Genomic DNA, 16,104 nt, shown 5'->3' on the forward strand with positions numbered 1-16,104 from the left:
CGGCTCGAGGGGGCGCTGCCGTTCCTGGGCGCGGAGGTGGGGCAAGGGTTGGCGCTGGCTTCGCTCAGGCGGTTGTGGCGCGTCCATGTCCGCGATTTTCCTCAGGAAAACCAAGGCCCTGAGCACAATCCCGGGCTCGAGGCGGCCGAGCTGACCCGCTCGTGGTACGCGAACGAACGGCGCGATTTCCTGTCGTGGATCGGAAGGCGCGGGTCCCCTCCCCTCGCCCGCGCAGCGCGCCTCGCGCTCGCCGCCAAAGGTACGACCGAGAGCTTCACCAGCGCGTGCGATCCGGCAGATCGGGCGCTGGCGCGGCTTGATGCGCTGCTGCCGGCACGCGATCCGCTGGCGACGCTGGAAGAATGGCTCGAGCAACTGCGCGACGATGAGATCGACTTCCTCGAACTGGGCAGCGAGGAGGTGGTGATCGAGGGCAAGGTGTTCCAGCGGTTTGCGGCGCGGGGCAGCGCCTGGGCGGCCTCGCTCGCCGCGGCGATGCGCCCGCATGTGTTCGGGCTTGGCGCCGCACCGTTGGCCTTGGCCGGTCTCGCCCCGCGCAGCCTATTCAAGGCGGACCTGGAAAGGCCCCTTTCCGCCTTGCTGACCTCCGCGATCGATGCGGCCGCGACCGATGTGGCAACCGACCTGGCCGCAGTGCGTACAGCGCTTGCGCTGGGCGACGAACGATTGGCGGGGCTCTACGCCTCATCGCAGGCGCCGGCGGTGTGGCAGCTGATCCTGAGCCTGGGACCCCTCACCCGCGCCGAACTGGCCCGCGCGCTTGATGTGACCCGCCGAACGGCCTCGCAGGCCGCCGCAGCGCTCGACAGGGCCGATCTGGCCACCCTGCGCCCCGGTGACCATGCCCTGGCCCCCATTGCGGCTCCCAGGGCCTCCTGAGGCGCGTTACGGCGCCAACGACACCTCGCGGTAGGGCACGCCAATCCTTTTGGGGGCTGACGCCCGGCGCTTGAGCAACTGGCGGGCAAAGCGTGCGGCTTCGTTTTCGTCGGCAAACGAGACCGCCCTCCCCTGCCCTTTAGTGCCGATCCGCCCCCAGGCGAACTCGACGATCGAGGCCCCGAACAGGTCGCGGCTCACCGCGACGGTATAGCGCCGGGCGACATTGCGCTCTGCGCAGACGGCTTCGAGCCAAATGAAGCTGCCGTGGGTCGGGGTGTCCATGCGCGCATAAATGCCGCACGAGGATTCATGCAATCCAACGGGAATTTTGAATCAGTCGAGTCTCAGTGATTCACGCAGGCGATTTATCTCGGGCACCGCCCCCAAGCGGTCAGGATGGGCATTTGGATCAGCTTTTCTGCAAGACGGACTCGATCGCCTTCAGAACCTCAGCCGTTGATGCACCGCTTCGAGCAGGAACCTTGAACGTGTGCCCTCCCCTCGCCGAATGCGCATAGCGCAAGATCACCTTGCCATTCGCCCCCCTCACTTCGGCATCGGAGTTCGATGACTTCACTGGAGCGACCGTTGCGCGGATGAGGCGCTTCGCAATCTCTGGAGCGGGAAGCGCAGTTCCAAGATCATCGCGCTCAGCCACGATCGCACGGCTTTCGGCGATCATGAGATCCAGTGCGCGCCTGTCAGAAGTCAGTGGCTTGATGTCTCGCGCCACCCGCACGGTAATGCCATGGGTGTCCGGGAAAGCAGCAACGATCTCTGATGGTAGCCGCGCCACGTCCAGCAGGCGGCTGAGCCACGACTTCGATATCTTCAGATGCTCGGCCATCTCACTTTGGTTTGAGTTGTAAAACTCGTCGAGCGCGCGGGAATATTCCTTCGCGCGCTCCCAGTCGGAGATATCCTTCCGAGACCTATTCTCAATGTCGGAAACCCGAAATGCCTCTTCGTCGGAGACGTTCTGGATCGTTACGAGATATTCGAATTCGGGATGGTGGTGGGTACGCAGCCACTGAACCGTCCACCAACGACGAACGCCCGCAATGATCTCGAAGTCGTGATCAGGGTCGTCCTTGAGGCGACGGACGATTGCCGGGATTCGCTGCTTCTTAGCGGAGAGAAATGCGTCGATTAGATCGCGGCAGCTATCTTCGGAAAGATGGTCGAGGTCGCGGTTATGAAGGCGCCAAGGTCGGCAGCGCGCGGGATCAACCCACTCCGTCCGGTCGGTCACGACTTTGCCTGCCGCGATCCTTGCCAAACTCTGACTGCGGCTTGCCATAATGCTTTCGGAGGGAGCCGGCGCGCCAACCTCGATATCGTCATCCAGCCCTTCCGTCAGGCTGCTTCCGAAGCCCCGATTTCCCTTGGCCATATCGTATCCCGAACCTCTCTTCTTTATTCGCCGGAGGCATAGTTGCCACGTGGCAACTGCCCTCCATGAGCCGCTGTGAGGCCGCCAGATTTGGTAAGTTGCCACGTGGCAACATTCCCAAGAAACTGCCTCAATCCCACGCCTCAAGCCTCATACCAACCAATCAAATTTCACTGACATGACGTTGATAATATGCGGTTTTATGCCCGAGTTGCCACGTGGCAACTTTGACTAAACCGCCTCCCCTGCCCTGCTCGCCCAAGTGCGCAGGACGTCAGTCTCAATCTCTCTGCAGACGTCGCTCAGATGCTTCATGCAACGGTTGTGAACTTCATGCGAGGTCACTGGCCTGTCGAGCTCAAAAACGGTCTTCATGCGTGAGCTGGCGTTGTCGATTTCCGCGCTGGTTTTCAGAACAGATGTCGCCATTGAACCGCCAAAGACCTGCCGCATCATCGACAGGATTTCCCGGTGCATAGACTTGCTTTCATCCACTCTGCTCCCAACCAGGCGGATGAAGTTGTAAGCTGGCTTCACCCTGCCCGCGATTTGCTCAAGCTGCTTCATCGTGGTGCGAGCCATGTCGATAAAGGACACGGTAGACGCGAAGTCGATCACACTCGGCGGTACGGGAATGACCATCGCATTGGCTGCTTGAAGTACCGCCATGGAGACCATGCCGAGAGCCGGCGGCGGATCCATGACAACGACGTCATAGTCGTCGACCACCGTATCGATAGCTTCGGCGATCAGATCGATGATGTCGAAGTTCTGATTCTGCGCCAGGTAGCCCGCGATCTCGTATTCGAGATTGTAGAGTTTGAGGTTGGCTGGGATCAGGTCGAGGCCAAAGAAGTGAGTCTTGCGGATGATGGACCGCACCCCGAGGAGTTCGGGATTATGAAAATGCCCGTAGAGAGTGTCGTCTTCGGTCAGATCCACGTCGGGCCGATATCCGAACATCATCGTCGAGCTGGCTTGGCTGTCGCAGTCGATGAACAGAACGCGGTAACCGTGAATGGCGAAATGCTGAGCGAGATGCAGCGCGACTGTCGATTTCCCAACACCACCTTTGAAATTGGACACGGAGATAACCGCGGGCGTGTCGGTTGGTTCTCGCCAGGGGCGAGTTCCGAAAACGGCGCGCATTTGATCGAGCTCTTCCAAGGTGTACTGGACCCGATGGCCGGACGCAGTTCGATCGCGTTGCGGCAGTCGCCCATCGCGCTCGGCCTCACGGATTGCAGAGGCAGTTCGGCCGACGAGCGCGGCCGCCTTCGAGATTGAGTAGCACGGCCCGACCTTTTGGCCGGTCTCCGGATCCAGGGCTCCATCGCGAATACGCTTAAGGATGGTGAGGGCCTTTCGATGTAAGGTCCCCAAGCCGTCTTCCAGGAGTTCATCGGTTTGTGCGTCGAGCGCTGCTTCGCTGGCCATGGTCACCGCTTTGTGAGATTGAGCGGGCGAATTAGCACTCTTGGCAGTTTTGAGCAAACTTTGGCCACCAATCTTACAAAGTGACCGATGATCTCCGTGCTCTTTTCAGGCTAGCGCCGAATCAGAGGGGTAGGACGGATCGAAAAGTCACTGGTCGCCAGGGAGCAGGGAGTTCAATCTTGTGACGCGCATCGGCGGTCGCACAAGGACGTGTGTGCCTAGTTTGGCCCCCTGTGGACAATCACCGATGATCTCGGTGCAAACCGATGAATTCAGTGCATTTAAGCGATGATCTCGGTTCTCTTGAGACCGATGATCTCGGAGCCCATACCTACTAAAGGAATCTCCTAAGAAAATCCGATTCGCGAATCGTTTTTGAATTTTGGTCATTGGATTTTGTTGTGCGCCGACAAACCGCTCCGAGATCATCGGCGTGTTTGGAGGTTTCAGGCCCGGAAATCCGTCAAAACTGCCAATGGCCTTGCTTTCGAAGATCAAACCTGTTGATTAACGACCAACCCGGGGCTCCAATGAGTCGGGAAGGGACGGTTCAATGAGCGGAGACACACTGCGTCCAATCGGACATCAATACGCTCTAGCAATGCTAGGCGGTGGTGAAGAGCGAGTCAGGTCACTAGCGCAGTCTGCCGGCACTCAGCTGACCATGGATGCGTTTCTCAGGGTTCAGGATGAAGAGCCCGTACCGGCATTTCTGCATTCAGCGCTTTGCGCGATGTCCCTGCCCACGAAGCGGCCGAAGGATGATACGCAACCCATCCTTCGCGAAGACGGAAAGTATGCGCTGGCGATCAACCCCAGGCCCATATTGCAAACCGTCGATGGCAAGCCGACACTTCGAAGCCTCGGAGTACCGTATGGGGCCTATCCGCGCGTCGCGCTGATCTATCTGCTGTCGCAAGCAGTCACGAAGCGTTCGCGCGACGTCTACTTGGGTCGCAATTTCACTGAGTGGATGCGCCGTCTTGGCTATCAGACAGTTTCCTATGGACCTCGCGGTACCGCCAATTTGATGAGGGAGCAGGTGGACCGGCTGCTTGCCTGCGAATGGCAAATCCGCTGGGAGGGTAACGAGGGTGGGGACAACGCATTCGCTGTTCGGGATGTGAAGATTTCCAACGAGTACGCCGGATCGCTTGAGAAAAACGGCGCATTTGCGCGTGAAATTCGGATGTCAGAGGCATTCTACAGCCACCTGCTTGATCATGCCGTACCGCTTAACGAGGTCGCTATTCGAGAGCTCAAGGGCACCCCAACTGCGCTCGACCTCTATACCTACCTTGCGTATCGACTGCCACGGATCGGCAGTGACCGGGGGCAAGTAATCTCCTGGGATCAACTGGCCAAGCACTTGGGCAATGACGCCGACAGCAAGCGTTTCCGGCAAACCGTGCGAGAGACCATGCAGTTGGTTTCGGCGGTGTATCCCAACGCAGATGTCGATTTCAGCGGTCGCAAGGTGGTGTTGCGACCTTCGCCAGCCCCATTGGAGCGAAAGCTCGTCGGTCCGCACCTGCGTGTCATTGGTGCACCAGCGTTGGAAACCGCACCGAGATCATCGGTCCCGAAGATGGCTCGCACGCCCCTTCGCGAAACGAAGACCACCGAACCTCTGCAGCATTTTCCGGGCGGTAGCCTGACATACGGCGACCGAGAGACGAAGTTTCGGGCGATCGGTCTCGATAAAGGTAAGCCGTGGTGTGTTGATACCATGGCAAACGCTTTTCGTGCGGGCTTCCCTGGCATCAAGCAAGCGCGCACTGATGCCGAGTGGCTCAGGGTCTGGGAGGCCTTCGTTATCAAATATGCTGACCGGCGCGCTCAGGCAGGCGCAAACTGACCGATGATTTCCGAGCACATCGCCGACGGCTGATTCGCGTCGGGGGAGGGGAGTAGGGCTGAGCTGGGCGGTTATGCCCCTCATCAGCAATCACCCTACATCGGATCTCCGAACCCTCGTCGCCCGCCTAGGTGGCAAGTGGACGGGCAACACCGCGATGTGTCGTTGCCCGTCCCATGCAGACCGAACGCCGTCACTGGCGATCAGGCAAGGCGATCGCAGCATCCTCGTGACCTGCCATGCCGGTTGTGATGCTACCGATGTTCTTCGAGCGCTTCGCAGGATCGCCGACCTGCCAAGCGTTGGCCCCGCTGAGGTAGTTGGCAGACAGGCTCACCAGCCATCAGCCTTTCTTGCGATTTGGCAGGCAGCTCGTCAGATCGAGGGCACGCTGGCCGAGCGCTATGTCCGCGAAGTCCGCAACGTCTGGGCACCGCTTGAAGACCTGCGATTTCATCCGCGCTGTCCGAAAGGGCAGGGGAGGCTCGTTCAGTTTGAGCCAGCCTTGCTGGTCGCGATGCGCAAGGCGGGCGAGATCGTCGCGATCCAGCGGATATTCCTCGATCCAACGACGGCCCACTACACCGAGAAGCTCGTCCTCGGGCGAGCGATCGGCGCTGCCTGGACCAACGGACCACCGGGCAAAACGATTGGCCTCTGCGAGGGCTTCGAGACTGCCGCGGCATACACCTCACTGACCGGCATCCAGGCATGGGCCACCATGGGCGCCAAGCGCTTCCACCAGGTCGAGATCCCGGCCAGCGTTGAGCGCGTGTTCCTGCTTGCTGACAACGACCCTGAAGGCCGCCGCGCCGAAGCCCGTGCGCGGCAAGCATTGGCCCGACCGGGCCTTGCGATCAACACCGAGTGGCCACCGGGACGCATGAACGACTGGGCGCAGCTCCTGAAGCGCTGAGGGGAGGGGGGCTGCAGGGGATGTGCCGCCGGTCGGCAGCAGACCTCACAATTCTCCCGGAGACCTCCATGACCGCTACGATCTCAGGCAGCAGCGCCATTCTCGGCGCTGCGCGAACGCTTGCTGCCAAGCTCCTGCTCGCCATTCCCATCGATCGAGCGGCTCTCACGGAGGCCATGACCGAGAGCTCGGGCGGCAACGATGCTGCGGGAGCCTGGACCCAGCGCGAGAGTTTCGAGGCGCTTGAGGTGGCGCTGGCCATGGCAATTCCGGAACTGGTCGGCCGAATGGACGCCGGTGCTGCCATCGGCACGCTCGAGGCGCTTGCTCGGGAATTACCGACCCACACGGTGCGCAGCGAAGACCAGATCGCTTTCCAGCAGTTTTCTACCCCGCCGGCGCTGGCGTGCCTTGCCGTCCATCTCGCGCGCCTCGGGTCCGAAGATATCTTCCTCGAACCGAGCGCCGGCACCGGGATCATCGCTGCGCTGGCAAGAGGCGCGGTGAAGCAGTTCCTTCTCAACGAACTCGAACCTACCCGCGCTGAGCTGCTCGAAGGCCTATTTCCGGGCTCTTCAGTCTATCGCCACGACGGCGCCAAGATTGCCGCGCTGCTCGCCGGGACCGCTCGGCCGAGCGTGATCGTGATGAACCCTCCGTTCTCGGTGTCGCAGTCGCGCGGCGAAGATCAGAACACAGCGGCACGGCACCTGCGCGCAGCACTCGACCATCTGTTGCCCGGCGGACGGGTGGTGGCGATCATGCCGGACTGGTTTGCTGAATCCGCACGAGGTGGCGAAGTCTATCGCCGTACTCTGGAAGGCGCACGGGTCGTCATGTCGCTGCGGCTCGACAAGGGCGGCTACGCCAAGCACGGCACCGGCATTGCGGTGCGGTTGCTGGTAATCGACAAGGTTCCGGGCGAGACCTCGGTTTCGACGATCAATCGAGCGTCCGTAAGCGAGCTGTTCGCGGCGCTAGGACCTATTCCTCCACGCGCTGCGCTGCGCGTGGCCAGTCCGGCTGCCGTGGTTCGGCCCAAACTCAGCTTGTTCCGATCGGTGAAAAGCGGCCCGGCGCGTCCGGTGATCGTGCGGGCACCGCAGACCAACGAGGTCAGGCCTGTCGCCTACCAAGTGCTCGAGGAGGCCGCGGCAATGGGCGAACAACGCGGGGTCTATGCCGACTATCGCCCCTCGCGCGTCGTCATCCCCGAAGCAGGTGAGCATCCGTCCCATCTGGTCGAATCCGCCGCCATGGCGTCAATCGCCGCGCCCAAGCCCGGCTACATTCCGTGCCTGCCCGAGCGGACGGTGACCGCGCGGTTGCTCTCGGCGGCCCAGCTCGAGACCGTGATCTACGCGGGCGAAGCCTGGAGCCGCGATCTCCACGGCCGCTTCAGCCAAACTGCTGGCGAGGTGGCGCTCAAGGAAGACCCCGAGGGTCAGCTCTACCGCACCGGCTTCTTCCTAGGCGACGGGACCGGAGCGGGGAAGGGGAGGCAGGCGGCGGCCTGCATTCTCGACCAATGGCTGAAGGGCAATCGTCGGCACATCTGGATCTCGAAGAACGCACCGTTGCTCGAGGATGCGCAGCGCGACTGGACCGCGATCGGCGGGCTGCCATCGGACATCATTGATCTCGCGCGCTGGAAGATCGGCGAGGAAATCACCGCGCCCGAGGGCATCCTGTTCGTCCCCTATGGAACCCTTCGCTCTGCCCGTGTCGAGGATACCCGGCTCGACCAGATTGTGCGCTGGGCCAGTCCCGCATTCGAAGGCGTGATCGTGTTCGACGAAGCCCATGAAATGGGCGGTGTCGCTGGCGGGGAGGGGGCTCTCGGTCAGAAACAGGGTTCGCTCCAGGGGATCGCTGGAGTGCTGCTGCAGAACACCCTGCCGCGCGCCCGCGTGCTTTACGCCTCGGCCACCGGTGCTTCGGACGTCAACAACCTCGCCTATGCGGTGCGGCTTGGCCTGTGGGGACCGGGCACGGCCTTTGCGAACCGCGAGCAGTTCATCTCCGAAATCCGCGACGGCGGCATTGCGGCGATGGAACTGGTGGCGCGCGACCTCAAGGCGTCGGGGCTCTATCTCGCCCGCGCGCTCAGCTTCGCCGGGATCGAGTACGACATCCTGCGCCACGACCTCAGCATCGACCAGATCGCGATCTATGACACCTATTGCGAGGCCTGGACGATCATCCACCAGAACCTTGAAGCCGCGCTTGAACTGACGGGCGTGGTCGACGGCCTCGAGAACCGCACGCTCAACAGCGGCGCCAAGGCGGCGGCGCGCAGTCGGTTCGAAGGCACCAAGCAGCGCTTCTTCGCGCAGGTGCTGCTCTCACTGAAGCTGCCTTCGATCTTCCCGGCGATCGACGAACACCTCGGCGGCCAAGGAGGCCGGGACTTTCGATATCGGCGTCGAGACCGTCGCGGCCGAGACCTGCGAGGTGCTCTCCGACACGGTGATCCGTACCGATCCGGTGACGGGGGCGACCTCGCACCTCCTCGAACTGTCGCTGACCCAGCGGCGTAAGCTGCTCGCGCTCGAGCGCGTGCTGAAAATGGCCTCATACGAGAACAAGCCGCTGTTTCTGCGCAACGCCAAGTCGGGCAAGGTCGCGCTCGCGATCCCTGCGCCGTCGCACATGGACGAGGAGGGCGAGCTTATCCGCCGGTTCGAACTCGTCCGCCCGTTGCGCAGCGAATACATCCTTGCGGGCAGGCTGGACGAGACCGCCTGGGAGCCTGTCGCCCAGACCAAGTTCAGCGCGCTGTGGGAAGCAGAATACGCCGCTGACGAGAACCAGCTGGTGACCGAGACGGTGTTTCTTGCGACCGGGCTATTGCTGCCGATCTGGGGCGCGCTTCCTAAAGAGGACCTGACGGTCAACCGCATCGTCGACAAGTCCGGCGCCTCGTGGCTCGGTCGGCACGTCCATGACCTCTACGTCGATGCGACGCTCGAGAAGCTTGGCGTCTCGCGCAAAGCGCAGACTGACCCGGCCAAGATCGCCCAAGCCATTCTCGGTGGTGGCACGTGGAAGGCGCCGCATCCGCTGAACTTCACCGTTCGCACGTCCCGGGTGAACGGGGCGCGCCGGATCGAGATCGTCGGCGCCGAGGCGGCCCGCATCCCCGAGCTCAAGGCTATGGGCTGCTTCACCGAGATCATCGCCTACAAAACCCGGGTGTTCGTGCCAACCGACAAGGCCGAGGCCATTCTGCAGGCGATGACGGGCCCTGCGACTACGCCTGATTGACCGGCGGGTTTGTCCCGGCAACAGCATCGAGGATCAGGTGGTAACGGGTGGCCTTGAGCGTTCCCGTTTGCCCCATCGCGCCGAGCGCGACCAGCTCCTGAAGATCGCGGGTTGCCGTGGCCCGCGAGGTGTCGGCGATCGTGATGTAGTTGGCAGCACTGAGCCCGCCCTTGAACCCGTCGAGCCCCTCACGGAACATGCGCGCAATGACCTTCTCCTGCCGCGGGTTGAGCTTCCCCCGGTACCGGTCGTGGAACCGGGTCTTCTCCAGCAGGAAGTCGATCAGCGCCAGGCTGTGGGTCTGCGCATCAAGGACAGTCTCAGCCCAATAGGCGAGCCAGTCGGAGATCTCGTTGGACTTGTTCGCCGCTTCGAGTGCGTCGTAATAGGCCGAGCGCCGCCGCTGGATGGTCTGCGACAGCGCGATCAGGCTTGGCTGCCCGATTGCCTGCGACAGTGCCTTCTCCGCGATCGCGCGCCCGATACGGCCATTGCCGTCTTCGAACGGGTGAATGGTCACGAAGTAGAGGTGCGCGAGGCCAGACCGGGTTAGGCCGGGTAGGGGCGTAGCGCCGCCAGGGCCGGTAGCCGCGAACCATTCGAGAAACCGCGCCATTTCCGCCGCCATTTCGCGCGACGGTGGTGCCTCGAAATGGACGGTGGGCTTGTGCAAGGCTCCCGAGACGACCTGCATCGCATCTTCGTGCTCACGGTAACGGCCAACGACGTCGATGTCGCTGCGCCCACTCAGGACCAGGCGATGCCAGTCGCCCAAGACCTCTTCGGTCAGTGGAGCGGCGAAGTCCCGGAAGAGCGCCATCATCATTTCCGCGATGCCGCGTTCGGCAGGCGGGATCCGGCGGGCTTCGGTTTCGAGACCGAACTCGCGGCGCAGCGAAGACTGGACACTGTCGCGATTGAGCAGTTCGCCTTCGATCTGCGAGGTCTTCATCGCTTCGTCGGTCATGACGTCGAGCACGACGCTGGTGCGGTCCTCATCGCCGAGGTGCTTCACCACGCCGATCATGATCCCGGATTGCTGCAGGAAACGGGCCTCGTGCACGGCCAGGGCTTCGCTATTCCAGCGAAAATCAGGCCAGTCCGGCTGCTGCCAATTCCACTTCATGAGGCATTCGTTCCCGCTTTATAACTCACTCGATAGCTCATTATGAGGCATAAAGCCATGATTTATGCCTCACGGGGCGCTTGCCGCCGATTTCCGAGCGCAAGTGCTGGGGGCGCTTCACCGAGGCCTTGATCGGCGCAGGGGTGCCTTGAGCGCATTTAACATCAGCGATGTTAAATAGGACTGTGCTGTTAGACCGGCCTACCTCACGTCAGCGATCGAGACGCGAATGGACCTCAGATGGATTCGATGTGGTTGTTGAGCAGTGAGGCAGTGACGAATAGCCCATGCGCCTCTAGCGACCTCAGGTAGCCCTCTGCAGACATTTCCGGTCGCGTAAGCCGAGTGCGCAATGTTCGGATCGCGGCAACCGCCTTGCCTTCATCAAGAGCAATGGTGTCGGCGATGAACTCATCTGCAGTTCGTGCTTCGATGTTGAGCGGCGTCAGGACTGCCTCGGGGAAATCCGCGTTGTTCTCCGTGACCACCGCTTGGGCCTGTTCGAGCTTGCGCTGCCAATCATCGCCGCCCTTGAGGCGCAGGACGTCAGCCCAGACCTCATAGCCCATCGCCGCCAGCTTGGCGCCGAGCCAGAGCGTGAACATGTTCTGCTCCGGGCTTGCATGGCTGATGAAGATCGCTTCGCGTGGTTCCTCTTGGTCCAATGCGGCTCCTCGCACCTGTTTTGTTCTCCACTCATACCTTTTCTGGACGCATGACGCGACCGCCAATTGAGCTGTGTTCCGTGAGAACCGAGGCTACGAAAATGTGTTGGCTCGTCCTAGCGCAAAGATCGATCTTGAAAAACTTCACTCTCGATTTGTTGTCATTGCGCTGGTCAAGCAACCGAGCCAAACTCATGATTGCAAACCCGGGAGGTATCAATGGCGGAGCCACGCGCGTTCATCAGCTTTGACGTCGACAATAACAGTAACGAGAAAATGCTCTTCGCAGGACAGGCCTGGCATTCAAAGACACCGTTTAGTCACGAGGATTGGTCAGCGAAGGAGCCAATGGCTCAGTCGCAGTGGGAAAATCTCGTAAAGGCGAAAATCAATAAAACTCACTTGATGATTGTCCTTGTCGGGAAGCACATGAGCACAGCCACAGGCGTCGTGAAAGAGATTGCGATGGCGAAAGCTCAAGACGTTCCATATTTTGGCGTGTATGTCGGTGGTGCTGATGCAAATAGCACGCTTCCGGTCGGATTGGCGCGGAATCGGACGATCCCTTGGACTTGGGATGGCGTCGCTGCTGCGGTCACTCAGATGATGGGTGAAGGTAAGAACAAGAAATGAGATGCTGGCTGCGGGAACGGTGGGTAGCGACGCTGCCCCAGCAGGATTGCCTCTGGTGAAAGGCCAACAGTATCTTCAAGGCCAATCTGTCACTGGTCGGCGCAAAGTCGAGCAAGCTGAGCGCTTAGAACAATACAAGTTGATGGTCGAAATGGCGGATAGGGTTAGCCAACGGCGGCAGGTGGCTAACTCGTTCTACCTTTCGATAAACACGATTCTGGTAGGCGGATCAGCCTATTTTGGAGGCGGCACCCCTCCGCTTAAAACAGCGTTATTGGTGTCGCTGGCTGGCGTGCTGGTTTGCCGATATTGGAGCCGATCTATCCTCAGCTACAAAACGCTCAATACGGCCAAGTTTGGTGTGATCAACGACATGGAACGGAAGCTAGTCGAGCAACCTTTCACGGAAGAATGGGCAAGGCTCGATCCAGACGGTGACGGCAAGAAGCACAATTCCTTCTACGAGACTGAGAAGTTCGTGCCGCGCGTGTTCGTTGGAATCTACGGCTTTCAGGCTGTGACGGCGATCCCTTGGCAATCGCTATGGCAACGTTTGCTCGCGTTTGCCTGTTAGAAGGGTACGAAATGAAAATCGGTGTAACTGGCCATCAACAGCGTGAGGGCATCGACTGGCGGTGGGTTAGGTCACGCATCGACCGCTATCTAGCGGGCAAATCGATCATTTTCGGCTATTCCAGCTTGGCGGCAGGCGCCGATCAAATCTTTGCAGACGCTGTGCTTGATGCTGGCGGTACGTTGATAGCTGTCGTTCCTATGGAGGACTATCCCAGCCAGTTTAAGGATGAGCCGCTCAGGGAATATAGCCGGCTGCTCGCAAAGGCGCAGATTGTCCAATTGCGATCGAGAAAGCCCGACGAGGGCGCCTTCCTCGATGCGGGAAAATGGATCGCCAGGAACGTGGATTGCTTAGTTACGGTTTGGGATGGTGAGGATGCGGCCGGACGGGGCGGCACTGCTGACATTGTTGTATATGCAATGGCCTTGGGGCGGCAGGTCCATCACATCGATCCCATCAAGCGAAAGACCGCAGATATTTAGCGCGCAACGTCGCATCGCACCGGCGCCTTACGTCTCCCCTGAACCCAGGGGCAGCTTGCGCCGATCAACCGGCCCTAAGCGGACTTTCGGGACGTCCAAGCAGCTCTAGGAGAAAAAGATTAGGTTTATCTAGAACGCCCGTTGTCATAACCGGACGTTCCCAATAGCGCACCGGCAGGAACGTCCCGTCGCTCGACATCAAGCCACGCCCTTCCGTATCGCAAGCTCATCTCGTGCTACGAGTGCCGCAGGTCGATTACACTTTTTCCTTGGCAGAAGATGCAAAACCACCGATTCCGCATTTGATGAAATCCGGCCTCGATCATCTCCCCGAAGGCAAGCGGCGCGAACTTGCCCACGTCGTCGAGACGGTGCGCGCCGGCTTTGCCGAGGCAATCGCGCATCGTACGCAGCCACGCTATCGTGCAGGCAAGCTGCTGAAGATCGTGCTGTTCGGCTCCTATGCACGCGGAGATTGGGTCGAAGACCCGGTCGGCCGCTACTTTTCCGATTACGACCTGTTGGTGGTCGTGAACCACGACGATCTCACCGACATCGCCGAGTTCTGGGAAGCGACCGAAAGCAGGCTGCTTGCCGATTTGTCGGCGGGTAAAGTGCTGCGCACACCGGTCAGCCTGATCTATCACAGCCTTGACGATGTGAACGAGAAGCTCCGGCTTGGCCGCTACTTTTTCATGGACATCCTCAAGGATGGCGTCGTGCTTTTCGAGGAGGTAGATTCCGCGTTCGTTGAGCCCATGCCCCTGTCACGCGAGCAGGCTCTTCAGGAGACGCAGGACTACTTCGATGACTGGTTCGAGAGCGCCGGTCAGTTCTACCGCCAGTACGAACATGCGGTCGCGGATGGTGCCCCCAAGATTGCAGTGTTCGACCTGCATCAGGCAGTGGAACGGCTCTATCACTGCCTCTTCCTCGTGCGCAAATTGTGGTCGCCCAAGTCGCACAACCTCAACCGCCTGCGGGACATGGCCGAGGAACTTGAGCCAGCGCTAAAGGATGTCTGGCCGCGCACCGGGCGCTTCGAGAAGCGGTGCTATGCCCTGCTGCGCGATGCCTATGTAAAGGCAAGGTACGCGCCATCTTACCGCATTTCGGCAGACGAACTCGCTTGGATTGCCGGGCGGGTGGAGGTGCTCCAAGGGCTGGTGAAGAGCGCCTGCGAGGCGCGCATCGAGGATCTTGCCAAGGCTGCCTGAGGCAGGATTGGTTCTTTATGACCCGGCGTGGTGAACGCTCGCACGCGTCCAGAGAACATCCCCTTCCAAGACTGAAACACGCCCCTGTCCGAAGCCGGACAGGACACGCAACCCGCACCGGTGCGGACCGTGTTGCCGCGCCAAGCGCGGCTGCCCGCACCACTCCTTCCGGCGGGGTTTCCTCGCGTCGCTCGTGCGGTCCTCTCCACCCCCGGACCTTTCGGGGCTCAGTCGAAGGGATGGTCCCTTGGACACTCTGAAGAGCTTCAAAGGGAATCCGCCATGAAGAACACCGTCATCCTCGCAGGCTTCGTCGGCAACACCCCGGAAGTCCGCAACCTCCAGAACGGCGCCTCGGTCACCAGCCTCTCCCTCGCCACCACGCGCCACTACAAGGACGGCGAGGGACATCGTCAGACCGAGACCGAATGGCATCGCGTCACTTGCTTCAACGGTGTCGGCAAGCAGGTCGCAGAGCACGTCGCCAAGGGTGCCCTGGTCATGGTCACCGGCCGCATCCACTACACGCGCTGGACCGACAAGGACGGCCAGGTCCGCTATGGCTGCGAGATCATCGCCGAGCAGGTCGACTTCCTCGCGAAGGCCAAGGAAAAGGCAGCAGGCGATGCCGAGCTCCCGCTGGATGAGACCGTAGTCCCGGCTCCTGCTAAGGCCACCCGGCGGCGCTCAAAGTAGCGCCGCCTATCATCACCGGGATCACCCCCGATAAGGCCTCTGCGGACGATCCGCAGGGGCCTTTTGTCGTCTGGTTTCGCACTCATCAGGACGCTCATAGGCCGAGCCGTCGAAGACCAGCTACATTGCCAAAATGGTCGTTCGGAAGGGTCGGGCAGTTTGGGTAGAGCTGATGGCTATTTGTACCCGCAAACGAAACAAATAGAGAATTTCGTCGCTATCGCTTCGACGCGGTCGAAGCCACCGCATTGGTCCGAACGGGCCGCAATCCCACAGGAATCAGAGAGAAACCAGAGATTCTGATCAAGCCGCCAGTACCGGTCCAAGGGGCCTGAATCCTGCCTATTGACAGGCACACCGTACGTAGTCTGGGGTAGCCGTTCGATGCATACGGACGCCAACCGAATTGGGAGAAGGCGTGGGGATCATATCCTGGTGCAGAAATGCATGGGCTACGGCCAGGGCAGCTATTGCCACAATTACCGCAAACGATAGCGTGCCTGCAAGCGGACAGGCAGAACTACGCCCGCCGCGAGTTCGGGAGGTCCGGCTGCCGACATTCGCCGAGCGGTTGACTCACTTGTTCGATCAGTACCGCCTAGGGCACATCAATCTCGGTGAATATGCTTCCAGGGTGCAGGAGGAGCAGGATGATTGCCTCGAGGCGGTCCTGTTCTTTCGGCAAAGTATCTCTGAGTTGGCCACCGCCCAATACGAGGCAGAACTGGAAGAGTTGGAGGAGAACCTCGAAGAGTGCCTTTGGCGACTGGAATGGATTGCCGTGCAACAGCGCAAGGCAGGTATCGATTGAGGTGGTTTTCCGCAGAGTTCATTGCGAATTGCCTTGGTTTGTTGCTCGCAGCGGACATCGGGCGGCAGTAAGCCGCCGGACGCGTGGCTTCCGACACTGATTTTGGCACCTCGACGAGATGTT

17 protein-coding genes are annotated in these 16,104 nt (G+C 60.7%); 11 read left to right on the top strand and 6 right to left on the bottom strand.

Going from position 1 to position 16,104, the window contains the following annotated elements; translation table 11 throughout:
• Positions 1-36 precede the first annotated feature (36 nt).
• Positions 37-900: a hypothetical protein gene (locus tag IM701_RS21265; RefSeq protein ID WP_230487981.1), complete on the top strand. Its 864-nt coding sequence runs from the start codon at positions 37-39 to the stop codon at positions 898-900.
• 6 nt (positions 901-906) lie between these two features.
• Here IM701_RS21265 and IM701_RS21270 read toward each other — a convergent pair whose 3' ends face one another.
• The 3 genes from IM701_RS21270 to IM701_RS21280 form a co-directional block, all read right to left on the bottom strand.
• The gene (locus IM701_RS21270) at positions 907-1,185 is read right to left on the bottom strand and encodes a WGR domain-containing protein (RefSeq protein ID WP_011906627.1); all 279 of its coding nucleotides are present in this window, start codon (positions 1,183-1,185) and stop codon (positions 907-909) included.
• A gap of 127 nt (positions 1,186-1,312) precedes the next feature.
• Positions 1,313-2,296: a ParB/RepB/Spo0J family partition protein gene (locus IM701_RS21275; protein ID WP_010890895.1), complete on the bottom strand. Its 984-nt coding sequence runs from the start codon at positions 2,294-2,296 to the stop codon at positions 1,313-1,315.
• A 231-nt stretch (positions 2,297-2,527) separates the two neighbouring features.
• Positions 2,528-3,733: an AAA family ATPase gene (locus IM701_RS21280; protein ID WP_011906626.1), complete on the bottom strand. Its 1,206-nt coding sequence runs from the start codon at positions 3,731-3,733 to the stop codon at positions 2,528-2,530.
• 553 nt (positions 3,734-4,286) lie between these two features.
• Between IM701_RS21280 and IM701_RS21285 the strand changes: the two genes are divergently transcribed.
• On the top strand, positions 4,287-5,591 hold the full coding sequence (locus IM701_RS21285; protein ID WP_010890897.1) for a replication protein RepA: 1,305 nt from the start codon (positions 4,287-4,289) through the stop codon (positions 5,589-5,591).
• Positions 5,592-5,784: 193 nt separating this feature from the next.
• Here IM701_RS21285 and IM701_RS22060 read toward each other — a convergent pair whose 3' ends face one another.
• The gene (locus tag IM701_RS22060) at positions 5,785-5,928 is read right to left on the bottom strand and encodes a hypothetical protein (protein WP_156135851.1); all 144 of its coding nucleotides are present in this window, start codon (positions 5,926-5,928) and stop codon (positions 5,785-5,787) included.
• A 168-nt stretch (positions 5,929-6,096) separates the two neighbouring features.
• On the opposite strand from IM701_RS22060, the gene IM701_RS22065 reads away from it, so the two are divergent.
• The 3 genes from IM701_RS22065 (at position 6,097) to IM701_RS22070 (ending at position 9,774) form a co-directional block, all read left to right on the top strand.
• Positions 6,097-6,507 carry a toprim domain-containing protein gene (locus IM701_RS22065; RefSeq protein WP_230487982.1) on the top strand — a complete coding sequence of 137 codons (411 nt, stop codon included), beginning with the start codon at positions 6,097-6,099 and terminating at the stop codon, positions 6,505-6,507.
• Positions 6,508-6,575: 68 nt separating this feature from the next.
• Positions 6,576-9,047: a strawberry notch-like NTP hydrolase domain-containing protein gene (locus IM701_RS21295; RefSeq protein ID WP_230487983.1), complete on the top strand. Its 2,472-nt coding sequence runs from the start codon at positions 6,576-6,578 to the stop codon at positions 9,045-9,047.
• Positions 8,977-9,774 carry a hypothetical protein gene (locus IM701_RS22070; protein WP_230487984.1) on the top strand — a complete coding sequence of 266 codons (798 nt, stop codon included), beginning with the start codon at positions 8,977-8,979 and terminating at the stop codon, positions 9,772-9,774. The genes IM701_RS21295 and IM701_RS22070 overlap by 71 nt, the downstream gene beginning before the upstream one ends.
• On the opposite strand, the gene IM701_RS21300 is transcribed toward IM701_RS22070, so the two are convergent.
• Entirely contained in the window at positions 9,761-10,900 is a 1,140-nt protein-coding gene (locus IM701_RS21300) for a Fic family protein (protein ID WP_010890900.1), read from the bottom strand. The two genes, IM701_RS22070 and IM701_RS21300, sit on opposite strands and share 14 nt — an antisense overlap.
• A 236-nt stretch (positions 10,901-11,136) precedes the next feature.
• The gene (locus tag IM701_RS22075) at positions 11,137-11,565 is read right to left on the bottom strand and encodes a toll/interleukin-1 receptor domain-containing protein (RefSeq protein ID WP_230487985.1); all 429 of its coding nucleotides are present in this window, start codon (positions 11,563-11,565) and stop codon (positions 11,137-11,139) included.
• A 219-nt stretch (positions 11,566-11,784) separates the two neighbouring features.
• Here IM701_RS22075 and IM701_RS21315 point away from each other — a divergent pair, with 219 nt between their 5' ends.
• From IM701_RS21315 to IM701_RS21340, 6 genes are all read left to right on the top strand, one after another.
• Positions 11,785-12,198, top strand: a complete 414-nt coding sequence (locus IM701_RS21315) for a TIR domain-containing protein (protein WP_193829184.1) — start codon at positions 11,785-11,787, stop codon at positions 12,196-12,198.
• 1 nt (position 12,199) lies between these two features.
• On the top strand, positions 12,200-12,772 hold the full coding sequence (locus tag IM701_RS21320; RefSeq protein ID WP_193829185.1) for a hypothetical protein: 573 nt from the start codon (positions 12,200-12,202) through the stop codon (positions 12,770-12,772).
• An 11-nt stretch (positions 12,773-12,783) separates the two neighbouring features.
• The gene (locus IM701_RS21325; RefSeq protein WP_193829186.1) at positions 12,784-13,257 is read left to right on the top strand and encodes a hypothetical protein; all 474 of its coding nucleotides are present in this window, start codon (positions 12,784-12,786) and stop codon (positions 13,255-13,257) included.
• A 305-nt stretch (positions 13,258-13,562) separates the two neighbouring features.
• Positions 13,563-14,474, top strand: a complete 912-nt coding sequence (locus IM701_RS21330) for a HEPN domain-containing protein (RefSeq protein ID WP_193829187.1) — start codon at positions 13,563-13,565, stop codon at positions 14,472-14,474.
• A gap of 282 nt (positions 14,475-14,756) precedes the next feature.
• A complete protein-coding gene (locus IM701_RS21335) occupies positions 14,757-15,170 on the top strand; it encodes a single-stranded DNA-binding protein (protein ID WP_193829188.1) in 414 nt (137 codons plus the stop codon).
• 580 nt (positions 15,171-15,750) lie between these two features.
• On the top strand, positions 15,751-15,981 hold the full coding sequence (locus IM701_RS21340; protein ID WP_193829189.1) for a hypothetical protein: 231 nt from the start codon (positions 15,751-15,753) through the stop codon (positions 15,979-15,981).
• Positions 15,982-16,104 lie beyond the last annotated feature (123 nt).

Source organism: Novosphingobium sp. ES2-1, from assembly GCF_015169775.1.
Taxonomy (GTDB): Bacteria; Pseudomonadota; Alphaproteobacteria; order Sphingomonadales; family Sphingomonadaceae; genus Novosphingobium; species Novosphingobium subterraneum.